The following is a 14,964-nucleotide window of genomic DNA, read 5'->3' as shown; positions in this document are numbered from 1 at the left end:
TCGCTCCCACAGGTTTTTCATCGTTCTTGATTCGGTGCAGTTCCCTTTTCCCGCACTCGTTCGGTTAACCCCTCAGAAGCACTTCAACTACCGATCGATTCGATGCAAAGGGATCTCCATGTCGCACGTCCGTTTCCGTTTCGCCCTGTGCCCGTTGGCACTGGCCCTGCTGAGCATTTCTGCCAACGCCGCTGAAAAAACCGAGCAGACCTTGCAACTGGGCGCCACCAATATTTCCGCGCAAGGCCTCGGCGCCACCACCGAAGACACCCGCTCCTACACCACCGGCGCCATGTCTTCGGCCACCGGCCTGCCGCTGTCGATTCGCGAAACCCCGCAGTCGGTGACGGTGATCACCCGTCAGCAAATGGACGATCGCGGTGTACAAAGCATTGGTGATGCGCTGCGCAACACCCCCGGCATTTCCATGCAGAAGTACGACAGCGACCGTACCGAGTTTTCCGCGCGCGGCCTGGCGATCACCAACTTCCAGTACGACGGCGTCAACATCCCCTACGATGGCGTCTACGGCGAGAACCCGAACAATGGCGACGACGCCGCCAGCATCGACCGCATTGAAATCATCAAAGGCGCGACCGGCCTGATGACCGGCTCCGGCGACCCGTCGGCCACGGTCAACCTGATCCGCAAGAAGCCGACCAAGGCATTCAAAGCCTCGATCAGCGGCACCGTTGGTTCGTGGGATGCCTACCGCACCGTCGGTGATATTTCCGGTTCGCTGACTGAATCGGGCAACGTGCGCGGACGTTTCGTCGGCGCTTATTCAGATCAGAACTCTTACCTGGATCACTACAGCCAGCGCAAAGACCTGTTCTACGGCATCCTCGAAGCCGACCTGAGCGACGACACCCTGCTGACCTTCGGCGTCGACAAATCCAGCACCACACCACGGGGTTCGTCGTGGACGGGTAACCCGGTGTATTTCGCCGATGGCGGGCGAACCGATTTTGGTCGCCACTTCAACTCCGCCGCGGACTGGAGCCGCCGCGATTTCGACAACATCACCTATTTCGCCTCGCTGGAACAGGCGTTGGCCAACGACTGGAAATTCAAGGTCAGCCTCGACCAGAAAACCACCGATCACGACACGCGTCTGGCCTCGGCCAGCGGTGGCAATCCGAACCGCGCCACGGGCGAAGGCATGTTCATGTATTGGGGGCGCTGGGAAGGTCATCGTGTACAGAACACCGCTGACGTCAACGTCTCCGGCCCGTTCACGCTGGGCGGTCGCGAGCATGAGCTGATCGCCGGCGTGATGACCTCGCACTCGCGCCAGACCGGTTCGACCTACGACACCAGTGCGTTTTCCGAAGTACCGGGGAGCATTTACGACTGGGACGGCAATCTGCCGAAACAGGACTTCCCGAAAAACGGCAAGTACGAGCGCACCCAGAGCCAGAACGGCATCTACTTGGCCACGCGCCTGCGCCCGACCGACGATTTCTCGGTGATCCTCGGCAGCCGCTTGAGCACCTTCAAGTACAACGAAGACTACCGCTACAACCCCGGGGCCGGCCTCGACGACACCCACACCAGTTACAAGGAACACGGCGTGGTCACGCCTTACGCCGGGGTGATTTATGACCTCGACGACACCTACTCGCTGTATGCCAGCTACACCAGCATTTATCAGCCGCAGACCTACAAGGACGCCAATGGCTCGACCCTTGCCCCGGTCGAGGGCGACAGCTACGAAACCGGTTTGAAAGCGGCGTATTTCGACGGTCGCCTCAACGCCAGCCTGGCGCTTTTCCGCATCGAGCAGGACGGCGTTGCCGAATCGATCGGCACCAACGCGGTGACCAACGAAGGCATCTACAAAGCCATCGACGGCGCCACCACCAAAGGCGTGGAGCTGGAACTCGCCGGCGAACTGGCCGAAGGCTGGAACGTCTCCGCCGGCTACACCTACGCGCGCACCCGTGATGCCGATGAACAGCGCATGTACGGTTATCCGTTGTCGACCACCAAGCCTGAACATACGGTGCGCACCTTCACCACCTACCGTTTGCCCGGCGTGCTGGACAAGGTCACTGTCGGTGGTGGCGTGAGCTGGCAGAGCGCGTTCTACGGCAAGATCTACAGCGCCCCGGCCGGCGACTACACGCGGATCAAACAGGGCGGCTACACCCTCGTCGACCTGATGAGCCGTTATCAGTACAACGAGCACCTGAGCTTCACGGTCAACGCCAACAACGTCTTCGACAAGCGTTATCTGACGGGACTGGGCAACTTCGATACTACGTTCTACGGTGAGCCGCGCAATTTGATGCTGACGACCAAGTGGGATTTCTGATCGTTAACAAACCTTGAGTTGACGGCGCCATGGATGGCCCCATCGCGAGCAGGCTCACTCCCACATTGGATTTGTGAACACCGCAGATCACTGTAGGAGTGAGCCTGCTCGCGATAGCGGTGGGTCAGCAGCAAAAATGCTGATTGAACTGACCCCTTCGCGAGCAAGCTCGCTCCCACATTGGACTTGTGCGCGCCGCCGAAACCTGTGGGAGCGAGCCTGCTCGCGAAGAGGCCGGCACAGATCACATCATTAATCCAGATGCGCCCAGGTCATCCGGAAAGACGCCCCACCCCAAGGCGAATCGCCCACTTCAACCTGCCCGCCATGGGACTGCGACACTCGTCGCACCAACGCCAGGCCCAAACCAAACCCACCCGTACGCCGATCCCGACTGGCATCCAGTCGCGAAAACGGCTCAAAGATTTTCTCCCGCCCGTCCACCGGCACGCCCGGCCCATCGTCGTTGACCCGCACTTCGTAATAATCACCGGTGCGCACCAGCGTCACTTCAACCCGCTGCTCGGCATAACGAATCGCGTTGCGCAGCAGATTGATCACCGCCCGCGCCATGAATCGCGGCTCGATACGCACGGTGTCGAGCCGGCAATCACCGATCAACAGCTGCACCCCGGCCGCTTCGGCCTCCAGCGCCACGCTGCCAACCACACTGTCGAGCCAATTGGCAGCCTGAATGTTTTCACGCTTGATCACCGTCGCGCCGCGCTCAAGGCTGGCGTAGGTCAACAGTTCCGAAACCATTTCCTCCAGCTCGCCGAGGTCGGCATACATATCGGCAATCAGCTCGCGGTTCTGGCTGGGGTCCGACTGCTGCTTGAGCTGATCAAGCTCAAACGACAGCCGCGCAATCGGCGTGCGCAGCTCGTGGGAGACGGCGTTGGTCAGTTCCCGCTGATTGGCGATCAGCCCTTCGATGCGCGCCGCCATCAGGTTGAAGTGCTCGGCCAGATCGCGGATGTTCGAGCGTTTCGACAACTGGATGCGCACCGACAGATCGTTATCGCCGAAACGTTCGGCGGCCAGGCGCAGTTTCTCCAGATCACGCCAGTGCGGGCGCACCCAGAAAAACAGGACGAAGCCGATCAGCACAGCAATCATCAGGTAGGCACCGGCGATGTAGAACGGCATCAGGCTCGGCTCGGCCGGCAAACGGATGCTGAGCAGTTGCGGGCCATCGTCAATGGCGGAAATGTACTGGCTGTACTTGTCGCGGATCACTAGCAGCCCTTTGGCCAGCTCGGCTTTTTCCTCGTCGCTGAGGGCCAGTTCAGAGGTATCGACCAGCGTCAGCCCCAAACCGTAATGCGGGCGAATCGTTTCCAGCTGTTTTTCCCGCGCCGGGCCATCGAGGTCACACAACTGCTGAGCCAACGTCCACGCTTGCCCCCGCACAGCCTCGCGGTTGTAGTCCTGCATCTGATAATCGAGCAAGGCATCAAAGGTGCGTTCAACCGTCTGCAACGCCAGCACCAGACCAATCGTCATGACCAGAAACAGCCCGAGAAATAACCGCAGCATCTACAGTTCCCACGCAAACGGATTGAACAGATAACCCTTGCCCCACACGGTTTTGATACAGATCGGCTCGCGGGGGTTGTCCTTGAGCTTGTTGCGCAGCTTGCTGATGTACACGTCGACGCTGCGGTTGAGCCCGTCGAAGGCAATCCCGCGCATGCGATTGAGAATGTCATCGCGCGACAGCACCTTGCCCGCCGCGCTGGCCAGCAACCACAGCAGCTCGAATTCCATGGTGGTCATTTCAATGACCTCGCCCGCCAGCCGTACTTCACGACAGCTGCGGTCAATGCTCAACTGGCCGAACTCAAGAAAACTGACCACGTTACTGTCCGGCATCTGCCGTCGTTGTAGCGCTCGCAACCGGGCCAGTAACACCGGTGGCTTGATCGGTTTGATCACGTAGTCGTCGGCGCCGGACTCCAGACCGAGAATGTGGTCAAGATCGTCTTCCTTGGCCGTCAGGATCACGATCGGCGTGTCCGACACGCTGCGAATCTCGCGGCACACGTGCAAACCGCTCTGCCCCGGCAGCATCAGGTCGAGCACCACGACTTTCGGCTTGAATTCCAGAAAGGCAGCCACGGCCAGGTCACCGCGCAGCACGGTGCGCACCTCGTAGCCGTGTTGTTCGAGAAAGTGGGCGATCAGTGCCGCGAGGCGCTCATCATCTTCCACCAACAGGACTTTGCCAAAACCCAGGTTATCCATAACGCCCGTCTGCCACCCATGTGTGAAGTGGTCGGCATTATGGCGGCTTTCGTGGGGGTGGCGTTTGTTTCAGGCAGCAAAAACCGGCCGCTGGGGCCGGTTTTCGGTGATGTTTCATACTCTTAAGAGTTTTTAACATTCAAAAGCAAAAGATCGCAGCCTTCGGCAGCTCCTACAGGGAAACGCATTTCCAAGTGTAGGAGCTGCCAAAGGCTCGGGCCGCGTTCGGACGATCTTTTGATCTTTAAGTGTTGGCAGGCACACCGCTGTGGAAGCGAAACTCTTCATCCGGCGATTCGATCAGTTCCTGCTCGGCGGCACGGACCTTGTCGATGACCTGGGCAATGTCTTTTGCATCACCGTACTGATAGGCCAGCTTCAGATAACCCTGAAAATGCCGCGCCTCGCTTTTCAGCAGGCCAAAGTAGAACTTGCCGAGTTCTTCGTCCAGGTGCGGCACCAGCGCTTCGAAACGTTCGCAACTGCGCGCTTCGATAAACGCGCCGACCACCAGCGTATCGACCAGTTTCACCGGCTCATGGCTGCGCACAACCTTGCGCAAACCCGATGCGTAACGGCCTGCATGCAGCTGGCGCAGTTCGATCTTGCGCCGTTTCATGATGCGCATGACCTGCTCGTGGTGAACCAGTTCTTCCCGGGCCAGACGCGACATCATGTTGATCAGGTCGACGTGGGAATGGTACTTGGCAATCAGGCTCAGGGCGGTGCTGGCGGCTTTGAACTCGCAGTTCTTGTGGTCGATCAGCAGCGTTTCCTGATCGGCCAGTGCCGCCTGAACCCAGGCGTCGGGCGTGCGGCAGCCAAGGAATTCGTGGATTTCGGGAAGGATCATGGGGCTCACGGTAAAGGTGTTCGAGCGAAAGGCGCCGATTATACCGGCCTGCCCGCAGACCACCAGTCGCGCGCGTTGATATGCATCAAGTCGCGGATGATCGAGCAGCAACTATAGTTGTGCAACGCCGTGACTTTTCTTTGCTGGAGACTCCGCTCATGCAAGCCATTCGCAGCATTCTGGTGGTCATCGAACCCGAACATTCGGAAAGCCTGGCGCTCAAGCGCGCCAAGTTGATCGCTGGCGTGACCCAGGCCCATCTGCACCTGCTGGTGTGCGACAAGAAGCACGACCACGCCGGCATGCTCGGTGTGCTCAAAGCCGCACTAGTGGCCGACGGCTACAGCGTGACCACCGAACAGGCGTGGAACGAGAGCCTGCATGAAACCATCATCGATGTGCAGCAGGCCGAGGGTTGCGGGCTGGTGATCAAGCAGCATTTCCCCGACAGCTCGCTGAAAAAAGCCCTGCTGACCCCGGCCGACTGGAAACTCCTGCGCCACTGCCCTACCCCGGTGCTGCTGGTGAAAACCGCAGGTTCCTGGAAGGACAAGGTGATTCTGGCGGCGGTGGACGTGGGCAATGCCGATGGCGAACACCGGCATCTGCACACGACAATCATTGATCATGGCTACGACATTGCCAGTCTGGCCAAGGCGCATCTGCACGTGATCAGCGCCCATCCGTCGCCGATGCTGTCGGCGGCTGACCCGACGCTGCAACTGAGTGAAACCATCGCGGCGCGTTATCGCGAGCAATGCCGGGCGTTTCAGGCTGAATTCGATGTCGACGATGAGCATCTGCACATAGAGGAAGGCCCGGCGGATGTGTTGATCCCGTTCATGGCGCACAAGCTGCAGGCGGCAGTGACCGTGATTGGCACGGTGGCGCGCACCGGGTTGTCAGGGGCGTTGATCGGCAATACAGCGGAAGTGATTCTGGATGCGCTGGAGAGCGATGTGCTGGTGCTGAAACCGCAGGAGGTTGAGGATCACCTGGTGGAGCTGGCGGTGAAGCACTGAACAGCCACATTTGAAATGCGATCCCTGTAGGAGTGAGCCTGCTCGCGATGGCGTCCTGTCAGTCACCACCTTCTTTGAATGCACTACCGCTATCGCGAGCAGGCTCACTCCCACAGTTGGAATGCATTCCCCTGTGGGAGCAAGCCTGCTCGCGAAGCTTTCGATCTTCAGGCGCCGAAGGCGTCCTTGAGAAAGCCCGGGGCGATGTAGCGCTGGTAGTGCGCTTCCGACAGCAGGAAGAATTCCCGATCAATGGCATCACGCAACTCCGGCAGGCTCCAGTCGCGAAACTCCGGCAGCAACACCATCCCGTAGGCTTCCAGATTAATGATCACCCGCGCACCCCGGGCAATCAGCTGATACGCCCAGCAATATTCCGACTGATGCGGCACGAAGCGGATCTTGCGTTGTTCGAGCTGCTCGCGCAGGCGCGCAGAATCGAAAATCTCGACCTTGCCCGCCATCACTTGTGACAGCAATTGCTCCAGACGCAACCACACCGCGCGTTTTTCTTCCTCGTTGTAACCATTCCAATGGATCACTTCGTGGTGGAAACGCTTGCAGCCACGGCACACCAGATCACCGTAAACAGTGGAGCAGAGGCCGACGCAGGGGGTCTTGATGGTCTGATTGGGCATAAAGTAGGCAGAGGCACTGAAACGCGGAACAGACCGGCATCTTAGCCCTTTGTCGGGCATTGATCACCCCTCAAACATCAGGGTCTCAGCCGTACTGAGTGTTTGGCCCGGCCACGCGCATTGCCACGAAAGTCCAATAGAGCGCGACTTACCTTTAAATTTTTTTTGCCGTAGAATCAGCCAGCCTTTTAAGGCGCCAATGTCCGTTAGAAGCTGTTTTCAAAGCGTCACGAGCACAGTCGTTCCTTCAGAGCGGTGTTGGCGAGGGATTTTTCCAGCGGGGAAAAATCCAGCGCCAACCCTCATCAGCTCCCCGTTCTGCAGGCGTAAAACTTTGAAAGCAGCTTCTGTAAGGAATTGCCGGTAATTCTGGCCGAACGACCCACAACGTCGTGAGGAGCATGAGTACGGCAATTTCGGGATGAGCGTCCCGGACACCCATTTGGGACCACTGATGAGGGTAATAACTGTGCTTGAAGCCTACCGCAAACATATCGAAGAGCGTGCAGCCCTGGGTATCGTTCCCCAGCCGCTTAACGCCGAACAAACAGCAGGCCTGGTCGAGCTGCTGAAAAACCCTCCGGCTGGCGAAGAAGAATTTCTCGTTGACCTGATCACCAATCGCATTCCACCAGGCGTGGACGAAGCGGCCTATGTAAAAGCCGGCTTCCTGTCTGCACTGGCCAAGGGCGAAGTTTCCTCCCCGCTGCTGGACAAAAAGCGCGCTGTAGAACTGCTCGGCACCATGCAGGGCGGCTACAACATCGTGACTCTGGTTGACCTGCTGGACGACGCCGAGCTGGCGCCAGTCGCTGCCGCGCAACTCAAGCACACCCTGCTGATGTTCGATGCGTTCCACGACGTCGCGGAAAAAGCCAAGAACGGTAACGCTCACGCTAAAGCCGTGCTGCAATCCTGGGCTGACGGCGAGTGGTTCAAGAACCGCCCGACCCTGGCCGACAAGATCAGCCTGCGCGTCTTCAAGGTAACCGGCGAAACCAACACCGACGACCTGTCCCCTGCTCCAGATGCCTGGTCGCGTCCAGACATCCCGCTGCACGCCCTGGCCATGTTGAAAATGGCCCGTGACGGCATCGTTCCTGATCAGCAGGGCGCCATCGGCCCGATGAAGCAGATCGAAGAAATGCGCGGTCAAGGCTTCCCGATCGCCTACGTCGGTGACGTGGTCGGTACCGGTTCGTCGCGTAAATCGGCCACCAACTCGGTACTGTGGTTCTTCGGCGACGACGTACCTTACGTGCCGAACAAGCGCGCTGGCGGTTTCTGCTTCGGCAGCAAAATCGCTCCGATCTTCTACAACACCATGGAAGATGCCGGCGCACTGCCAATCGAGTTCGACGTTTCCAACATGAACATGGGCGACGTGATCGACCTGTACCCGCATGCTGGCAAAGTCTGCAAACACGGCACCGACGAAGTCCTGACCACCTTCGAAATGAAGACCCCGGTGCTGTTGGACGAAGTACGTGCCGGCGGCCGTATCCCGCTGATTATCGGCCGTGGCCTGACCGAGAAGGCTCGCGCCGAACTGGGTCTGCCACCATTCGACCTGTTCAAGAAGCCAGAAGCCCCAGCTGAAAGCACCAAGGGTTTCACCCTGGCGCAGAAAATGGTCGGCAAGGCTTGCGGTCTGGCAGAAGGCCAAGGCGTTCGTCCTGGCACCTACTGCGAACCGAAGATGACTACAGTAGGTTCTCAGGACACCACCGGTCCAATGACCCGTGACGAACTGAAAGACCTGGCGTGCCTGGGCTTCTCGGCTGATCTGGTGATGCAGTCCTTCTGCCACACCGCGGCGTATCCAAAGCCGATCGACGTGACCACCCACCACACCCTGCCTGACTTCATCATGACCCGCGGCGGCGTTTCCCTGCGTCCGGGCGACGGCATCATCCACTCGTGGCTGAACCGCATGCTGCTGCCAGACACCGTCGGTACCGGTGGTGACTCGCACACCCGTTTCCCGATGGGCATCTCGTTCCCGGCCGGTTCCGGTCTGGTTGCGTTTGCTGCGGCCACCGGCGTTATGCCGCTGGACATGCCGGAATCGATCCTGGTGCGCTTCAAAGGCAAAATGAAACCTGGCATCACCCTGCGTGACCTGGTTCATGCCATTCCTTACTTCGCTATCCAGAACGGTCTGCTGACCGTCGAGAAGAAAGGCAAGAAAAACGCCTTCTCCGGCCGCATCCTGGAAATCGAAGGTCTGGAAGGTCTGACCCTGGAGCAGGCGTTCGAACTGTCCGACGCCTCGGCCGAACGTTCGGCTGCCGGTTGCACCATCAAGCTGTCGAAAGAGTCGATCACCGAGTACCTGAACTCCAACATCACCCTGCTGCGCTGGATGATCGGCGAAGGCTACGGCGATGCGCGTACCCTGGAACGTCGTGCTCAAGCGATGGAAGCCTGGGTGGCCAACCCGGAACTGATGGAAGCCGATGCCGACGCCGAATACGCCGAAGTCATCGAAATCGATCTGGCCGACATCAGCGAGCCGGTACTGTGCGCGCCGAACGATCCGGACGACGCCCGTCTGCTGTCCAGCGTTGCTGGCGAGAAGATCGACGAAGTGTTCATCGGTTCGTGCATGACCAACATCGGTCACTTCCGCGCTGCCGGTAAACTGCTGGATCAGGTCAAGGGTCAGCTGCCAACCCGTCTGTGGCTGTCGCCGCCGACCAAGATGGACGCTCACCAACTGACCGAAGAAGGCTACTACGGCATCTACGGCAAGGCAGGCGCACGCATGGAAATGCCAGGCTGCTCGCTGTGCATGGGTAACCAGGCACGCGTTGAGCCGAACAGCACCGTGGTGTCGACGTCGACCCGTAACTTCCCGAACCGTCTGGGCGACGGCGCGAACGTCTACCTGGCTTCGGCTGAGCTGGCGTCCGTTGCTTCGATCCTGGGTCGCCTGCCGACCGTCGAGGAGTACATGGAATACGCTGGCAAGATCGACAGCATGGCGGCCGATATCTACCGCTACCTGTCCTTCGACCAGATCGCCGAGTTCCGTGAAGCTGCTGCGAACGCCAACATCCCGGTCGTTCAAGCCTAACGTAACAACGCAATGAAAAACGCCGCCCATCGTGAGATGAGCGGCGTTTTTTTATGCCTGCAGAATGACGGTTGCCTGTTCGGGCCTCATCGCTGGCAAGCCAGCGATGGCGTCATTGCCAATGACTCAGCGCTTTCGCGTGCAAGCTCGGCTCCCGGGCAAAAAAAACCGCTGTGCCTGGGCAGGCACAGCGGTTTTATTGATGGAACCAGGTTTACATCGTCAACTTGTACACCAGTGCCGAAATCGCTACCAGACCTACAGCCGTGACAAACACGTTGGACGCCTGACCACGATAACGCGCCATCGCTGGCACTTTGCGGATGGCGTACATTGGCATCAGGAACAGAATGGCCGCGATCACAGGACCACCAATGGTCTCGATCATGCCCAGAATGCTCGGGTTAAGGGTCGCGATGATCCAGCAGATCACCAGCATGAACGCCGCCACAATGCGATCCAGCGCCTTGGCGCCCGGACGCTTGCCGCTCTTCACGATCAAGCCTTTCAGGCCTTCACTGGCGCCGATGTAGTGACCGAGGAACGATTTGGAGATCGCTACGAACGCAATCAGCGGCGCCGCAAATTCAATGGTCGGATTGTTGAAGTGGTTGGCCAGGTACGACAGGATCGACAGATTCTGCTCTTTGGCTTCCGCCAATTGCTCCGGCGACAACGTCAGTACGCAACTGAAGACGAAGAACAGCACCATCAGCACCATCAACGCATGGGCGCGGAACAGGATCTGCGAGCTGCGCTCATCGGCATGCACGCCGTACTGACGCTTCTGATCCACTGCAAACGCGGAAATGATCGGCGAGTGATTGAACGAGAACACCATTACCGGAATCGCCAGCCACAGCGTGTGCAGCAGCGCCGACGGTGCCGGCACGTGCGAAGCGGTGGCGAGGATGCCGCCGTTCCAGTGCGGAATCAGGTACACCCCAAGAAACAGCAACGCGACGATAAACGGGTAAACCATCAGGCTCATCGCCTTGACGATCGCCTGCTCACCGCACCGCACCACCGCCAGCAAGCCGAGAATCAGCACGAACGACAGCAGCGCGCGCGGCGGTGGCGTGATGTGCAGTTGATGTTCGAGGAAACTGGCGACTGTATTGGTCAGGCCGACACTGTAGATCAGCAGGATCGGGAAGATCGCGAAGAAGTACAGCAAGGTGATCAGCGCGCCGGCCTTGATGCCGAAATGCTGCTCCACCACTTCCGTGATGTCGGCGCCTTCGCGACCGGACAGCACGAAGCGGGTCAGGCCACGGTGCGCGTAGAACGTCATCGGGAAGGCCAGCAGCGCAAGGATCACCAGCGGCCAGAAGCCACCCAGACCTGCGTTGATCGGCAAAAACAGGGTGCCGGCACCGATGGCCGTCCCAAACAGTCCCAACATCCAGGTGGTGTCCTGGCGATTCCAGCTCGAAAGTTCAGCGGGTGCTGCTGCATCAAAGCGCTCTTCGACGCTATTGGCCTGATCATTCATCCGGTCGGATCTCCGCATTCCGGTCACTTGCCACTCGGTCAGGACGCGTCGGAAAAAAACCGACAGACATGCTCCGGCCGAAACAGGGCGCGATTCTCCGCGATAAATGAGCAGAAGCAAAGACTTAGCTGAGGAATGGTTGTGCGGAGCAGATCAGCGGGGTGTCGTTTTCGGGAAAATAGCTGCCGGCGCCAGGTATGCACTGTGTCGTTTCCTGGCAAGCTCCAACGCTTGATGCGGTCGCGAGGAATTGATCAGATTGATCGTGCCAGGATGAATCCGAGCGACATGCAAAAAATGCCGAACGCCAGCATCCCCCAGATTGGATACATATCGCCCTTGTCCTTGATACGCATTCTTTCGACCGACTCATCGTACTCCCGATCCGATAGTTCAATCATAGCCTTGCGGTCAAATGTGCTCATGTTGATTTCCTTTTTGGGTCATGGGTCTGACTGTTGTGAAGCGTGAACACTCAAACCTTGAAAAAAACGCCTATTACTGCAGTGATTGCGGTCACCACTCCAGCCAATACCGCGAGTGGATAAAAACTCGTCTCTCTCTTTAGCTTTTTTGCTTCCGCCAGAAGCTTTTGTCTTTCCGCCACGAGTTTCCGTGTTTCATTCAGGAGCCTTTGGAGCTCCAGGTTTTCGCGATCATCCTGAAGCATGCGCCTTCCTTGGCTATTGGCAGTGACTGGCCGGACTGCTTTGTGCCCTCATGATTCCCTAATCATCTCGCGCCAGATAGCGGATGAATCCGGCGTTTTCGTAGGCATAATCCGCGAGTCAGGTAGGCAGTCTCATACAGAGACCTTTTAGAAAACGCCTCCGCCATCAAGCCCCCAATTCTTTCAATTTGCCCCACATGATCTAGCGTGAGATGAGTCCCCTGCCCTGCGGAGCCTTCCCCATGCCCCTCGTTCGCATCGACATCAAACAAAACCCCGACCCCACGTTCGCCAAACGCATCGGCGAGCAGATTTATTCCGCCCTGCGCAGTTGTATCGATGTGCCGGAGCACGACAACTTTCAGATCCTCACCGAGCACGACAGCCAGCATTTCGTCTATGACCCGCAGTATCTGGGAATCCAGCGCAGCGACGGCGTGGTGTTCATTCAGATCACCATCAGCGAAGGGCGCTCGATAGAGAAAAAACAGTTGCTGTTCAAAACCATCGCCGAAAGCCTGCACACCCAACTGGCGGTGCGCCTGGAAGACGTCTTCATCAATCTGGTCGAGGTAAAAAAAGAGAACTGGTCATTCGGCAATGGCGTCGCGCAGTACGTCACTTGATCCGCTCATTGACAGCCCGGTATCAGCGTCAGCATGATCGGCCCATGAACATTCGCGCGCTGCAACTCACCCGTACCACCACGACCGCCACCGGCGGGTCGTGGTGTTTCTGCCTGAGGTAAATCCAGCGCAGCAAACCCAAGGCCCCGCCAGCAATGGACGGGGCCTTGTTGTTTCTCCCTTCCGTGCGGCATCTGCAGCCCCCAAGGAGAAACACCATGCCCGCAGCACTGTTGATCATCGATATGCAGGTCGGTCTGTTCCACGGACCGGAAAAGCCCTACCAAGGCGAACGGGTTCTGGCCAACATCCAGCGCCTGGTCGCTCAGGCCCGCAGGAATCAAGTACCGATCTTCGCCGCGCGCCACACTGGCCCGGACGGCTCCCCGATTGCCGCTGGCAGTCCTTTCTGGCAATTACTGCCAGCGCTTGAGCTGGACGCTGAAATCGACACCCTCTTCGATAAATCCCGACCCAATGCTTTCCATGGCACTGACCTTGCGCGGCAACTCCAGGCCGCACAGGTAGAAGAGCTCTATGTGGTCGGCATGAAAAGCCAGTTCTGCATCGACAGCACCTGTCGCAGCGCTGCCGATCTGGGCTTCAGACCATTGCTGGTCGCCGACGCCCACACTTGCATGGACACTGCCGCGCTATCCGCCGAAGCGATCATCAAACATCACAACGCCACCCTCGGTGCCGCCTTCGCACGATTAGTCGACAGCGATGAAGTGACGTTCTGAGGAAGTCCTCGCTGAAATTGACGCAACTTGACTTGCTACGGTTGCGTCAACCAGACATTTGTTACGCCATTCCTTGTCCTACAGCGTTGTTTAATCAATTAAGGGGGCCAGCGACATTAACTACCGGAAACGCCAACAAACAAGTCAATCAGCCACCAACCCTTCAGAATGTTCCTACAACTTAAACAGCCAAAAAACTCGCAACAAAACATTACTTAAAATCGAATAGCAGCCATTTGTTACAAGCAACTACCCAGCCATTGAACAATATTCCGCAGCAGGTCTATATTTTTATCGCCCTGAATTCAACGACTGACATTTAAAGTGCAATCAAGAGGACACAACATGCAAAAGTACATGATGACCGGCCTGTTGTTGGCCGCGTTGCTCGTCCCGCTCACCAGCGCCAATGCCGACATCCGCGAGCTGGCCTCCTCGCCGCGATGGCTGACGACCAAGGTCTATGTCGACGGCGCCCCTGAAACCGACGTCAAAGCGAAGTACCCCGGTGTCGTTGGCATATCGACGTGGGATCCCGAGCGCAATCGATATGAGTTCTTTTACACCGAGACAGGCGAGTCAAAATACAACAACGGTGGTGGCGGTTATTTCTTTGTCACCGGCGATCAGCAACAGCACATTCTTGTACCCGATATCGGCCCGACCAAAACAGTTGTCAGGCGTCTGGAAACATTGAACAAAATTGAATTCACGTATTCTCGGGAAGTACCCCGCGACATGGTCGACAACAACCCTCTCGTACGCATTCATGTCGTTCACGCGCCCTATACCGGAACGATAGAAACCAAGTCCGCCATCAAACAATAAAACCAGGAGTACGATATGCAAAAGTCACTTAAAACCCTGCTGATGTCGTCGTTACTGATTTCTTCCGTCTATTGCGCCGGGGTCAGCGCGCAAGCCGCTACCCAACCCGCAAAAGATGCCGTCGCCACGGCCGACAACGCGATGATGCTGACCGTGTTTCTGAAACATGATCAAACCCGACCGTTAAGTGAACTCAAGGCCCAGCTCGCACAACAGGGGTTCCATAAAACCTTTCCCCCGGCCGGAGTCGAGGTGGTGAGCTGGAACATCATGATGGGTATCGGCCAGGTCGTGACCGTGCGCTTTCCTGTCTCGCGTCTGGCGGAAGTGAACCTTGCGCTGGAAAACACCGCATGGGGCAGTTACCGCACCGAGTTCTATCCGACCTACGATATCAAGCCGATCGCGATGGCTGAACAAGCCAAAGCCCAAGCGGCCCAATGATG

At 58.1% G+C, this 14,964-nt stretch carries 14 protein-coding genes; 7 read left to right on the top strand and 7 right to left on the bottom strand.

Going from position 1 to position 14,964, the window contains the following annotated elements:
- The first annotated feature begins 118 nt into the window (after window positions 1-118).
- Entirely contained in the window at window positions 119-2,317 is a 2,199-nt protein-coding gene (locus tag CCX46_RS11665; protein ID WP_127926768.1) for a TonB-dependent siderophore receptor, read from the top strand.
- 252 nt (window positions 2,318-2,569) lie between these two features.
- Here the strand turns inward: CCX46_RS11665 and CCX46_RS11660 are convergent, their stop codons facing one another.
- From CCX46_RS11660 to miaE, 3 genes are all read right to left on the bottom strand, one after another.
- Window positions 2,570-3,856, bottom strand: a complete 1,287-nt coding sequence (locus tag CCX46_RS11660) for an ATP-binding protein (protein ID WP_127926767.1) — start codon at window positions 3,854-3,856, stop codon at window positions 2,570-2,572.
- The gene (locus CCX46_RS11655; protein ID WP_127926766.1) at window positions 3,857-4,564 is read right to left on the bottom strand and encodes a winged helix-turn-helix domain-containing protein; all 708 of its coding nucleotides are present in this window, start codon (window positions 4,562-4,564) and stop codon (window positions 3,857-3,859) included.
- Between the two features lie 244 nt (window positions 4,565-4,808).
- Window positions 4,809-5,417: a tRNA-(ms[2]io[6]A)-hydroxylase gene (miaE, locus tag CCX46_RS11650; protein ID WP_127926765.1), complete on the bottom strand. Its 609-nt coding sequence runs from the start codon at window positions 5,415-5,417 to the stop codon at window positions 4,809-4,811.
- A gap of 158 nt (window positions 5,418-5,575) precedes the next feature.
- On the opposite strand from miaE, the gene CCX46_RS11645 reads away from it, so the two are divergent.
- Entirely contained in the window at window positions 5,576-6,439 is an 864-nt protein-coding gene (locus CCX46_RS11645) for a universal stress protein (RefSeq protein WP_127926764.1), read from the top strand.
- 167 nt (window positions 6,440-6,606) lie between these two features.
- Here CCX46_RS11645 and CCX46_RS11635 read toward each other — a convergent pair whose 3' ends face one another.
- Complete coding sequence (locus CCX46_RS11635) at window positions 6,607-7,077, bottom strand: DUF1289 domain-containing protein (protein ID WP_127926763.1); 471 nt, start codon at window positions 7,075-7,077, stop codon at window positions 6,607-6,609.
- Window positions 7,078-7,546: 469 nt separating this feature from the next.
- Between CCX46_RS11635 and acnB the strand changes: the two genes are divergently transcribed.
- Window positions 7,547-10,156 (top strand): bifunctional aconitate hydratase 2/2-methylisocitrate dehydratase, encoded by a 2,610-nt coding sequence (acnB, locus tag CCX46_RS11630; RefSeq protein ID WP_042704862.1) that lies wholly within the window; start codon window positions 7,547-7,549, stop codon window positions 10,154-10,156.
- A 214-nt stretch (window positions 10,157-10,370) separates the two neighbouring features.
- Here acnB and CCX46_RS11625 read toward each other — a convergent pair whose 3' ends face one another.
- The 3 genes from CCX46_RS11625 to CCX46_RS11620 form a co-directional block, all read right to left on the bottom strand.
- Window positions 10,371-11,651 (bottom strand): HAAAP family serine/threonine permease, encoded by a 1,281-nt coding sequence (locus CCX46_RS11625; protein ID WP_127926762.1) that lies wholly within the window; start codon window positions 11,649-11,651, stop codon window positions 10,371-10,373.
- A 254-nt stretch (window positions 11,652-11,905) separates the two neighbouring features.
- Window positions 11,906-12,076, bottom strand: a complete 171-nt coding sequence (locus CCX46_RS30695) for a hypothetical protein (protein WP_177413855.1) — start codon at window positions 12,074-12,076, stop codon at window positions 11,906-11,908.
- Between the two features lie 50 nt (window positions 12,077-12,126).
- On the bottom strand, window positions 12,127-12,321 hold the full coding sequence (locus CCX46_RS11620; protein WP_127926761.1) for a hypothetical protein: 195 nt from the start codon (window positions 12,319-12,321) through the stop codon (window positions 12,127-12,129).
- Window positions 12,322-12,563: 242 nt separating this feature from the next.
- Here CCX46_RS11620 and CCX46_RS11615 point away from each other — a divergent pair, with 242 nt between their 5' ends.
- From CCX46_RS11615 to CCX46_RS11600, 4 genes are all read left to right on the top strand, one after another.
- Window positions 12,564-12,947 (top strand): tautomerase family protein, encoded by a 384-nt coding sequence (locus CCX46_RS11615; protein ID WP_127926760.1) that lies wholly within the window; start codon window positions 12,564-12,566, stop codon window positions 12,945-12,947.
- Between the two features lie 218 nt (window positions 12,948-13,165).
- Complete coding sequence (locus tag CCX46_RS11610) at window positions 13,166-13,690, top strand: cysteine hydrolase family protein (protein WP_127926759.1); 525 nt, start codon at window positions 13,166-13,168, stop codon at window positions 13,688-13,690.
- 345 nt (window positions 13,691-14,035) lie between these two features.
- Window positions 14,036-14,518, top strand: coding sequence for a DUF4822 domain-containing protein (locus CCX46_RS11605; protein WP_127926758.1), 483 nt, complete (start codon window positions 14,036-14,038; stop codon window positions 14,516-14,518).
- 15 nt (window positions 14,519-14,533) lie between these two features.
- On the top strand, window positions 14,534-14,962 hold the full coding sequence (locus CCX46_RS11600; protein ID WP_127926757.1) for a hypothetical protein: 429 nt from the start codon (window positions 14,534-14,536) through the stop codon (window positions 14,960-14,962).
- The last annotated feature ends 2 nt before the right edge of the window (window positions 14,963-14,964 follow it).

It is taken from the genome of Pseudomonas sp. RU47 (assembly GCF_004011755.1).
Lineage (GTDB): Bacteria > Pseudomonadota > Gammaproteobacteria > Pseudomonadales > Pseudomonadaceae > Aquipseudomonas.
Note: the sequence above shows the minus strand (reverse complement) of the source record. Positions and strands in the feature narration are given on the sequence as shown.

What these genes read in the sequence shown, in the direction of transcription:
- CCX46_RS11645 (WP_127926764.1), top strand. Translation starts at nt 5,576, where the DNA reads ATGCAAGCCATTCGCAGCATTCTGGTGGTCATCGAACCCGAACATTCG.
- CCX46_RS11660 (WP_127926767.1), bottom strand. Translation starts at nt 3,856, where the DNA reads ATGCTGCGGTTATTTCTCGGGCTGTTTCTGGTCATGACGATTGGTCTG.
- CCX46_RS11625 (WP_127926762.1), bottom strand. Translation starts at nt 11,651, where the DNA reads ATGAATGATCAGGCCAATAGCGTCGAAGAGCGCTTTGATGCAGCAGCA.
- CCX46_RS11665 (WP_127926768.1), top strand. Translation starts at nt 119, where the DNA reads ATGTCGCACGTCCGTTTCCGTTTCGCCCTGTGCCCGTTGGCACTGGCC.
- CCX46_RS11655 (WP_127926766.1), bottom strand. Translation starts at nt 4,564, where the DNA reads ATGGATAACCTGGGTTTTGGCAAAGTCCTGTTGGTGGAAGATGATGAG.
- CCX46_RS11600 (WP_127926757.1), top strand. Translation starts at nt 14,534, where the DNA reads ATGCAAAAGTCACTTAAAACCCTGCTGATGTCGTCGTTACTGATTTCT.
- CCX46_RS11635 (WP_127926763.1), bottom strand. Translation starts at nt 7,077, where the DNA reads ATGCCCAATCAGACCATCAAGACCCCCTGCGTCGGCCTCTGCTCCACT.
- CCX46_RS11620 (WP_127926761.1), bottom strand. Translation starts at nt 12,321, where the DNA reads ATGCTTCAGGATGATCGCGAAAACCTGGAGCTCCAAAGGCTCCTGAAT.
- CCX46_RS30695 (WP_177413855.1), bottom strand. Translation starts at nt 12,076, where the DNA reads ATGAGCACATTTGACCGCAAGGCTATGATTGAACTATCGGATCGGGAG.
- miaE (WP_127926765.1), bottom strand. Translation starts at nt 5,417, where the DNA reads ATGATCCTTCCCGAAATCCACGAATTCCTTGGCTGCCGCACGCCCGAC.
- CCX46_RS11610 (WP_127926759.1), top strand. Translation starts at nt 13,166, where the DNA reads ATGCCCGCAGCACTGTTGATCATCGATATGCAGGTCGGTCTGTTCCAC.
- CCX46_RS11605 (WP_127926758.1), top strand. Translation starts at nt 14,036, where the DNA reads ATGCAAAAGTACATGATGACCGGCCTGTTGTTGGCCGCGTTGCTCGTC.
- CCX46_RS11615 (WP_127926760.1), top strand. Translation starts at nt 12,564, where the DNA reads ATGCCCCTCGTTCGCATCGACATCAAACAAAACCCCGACCCCACGTTC.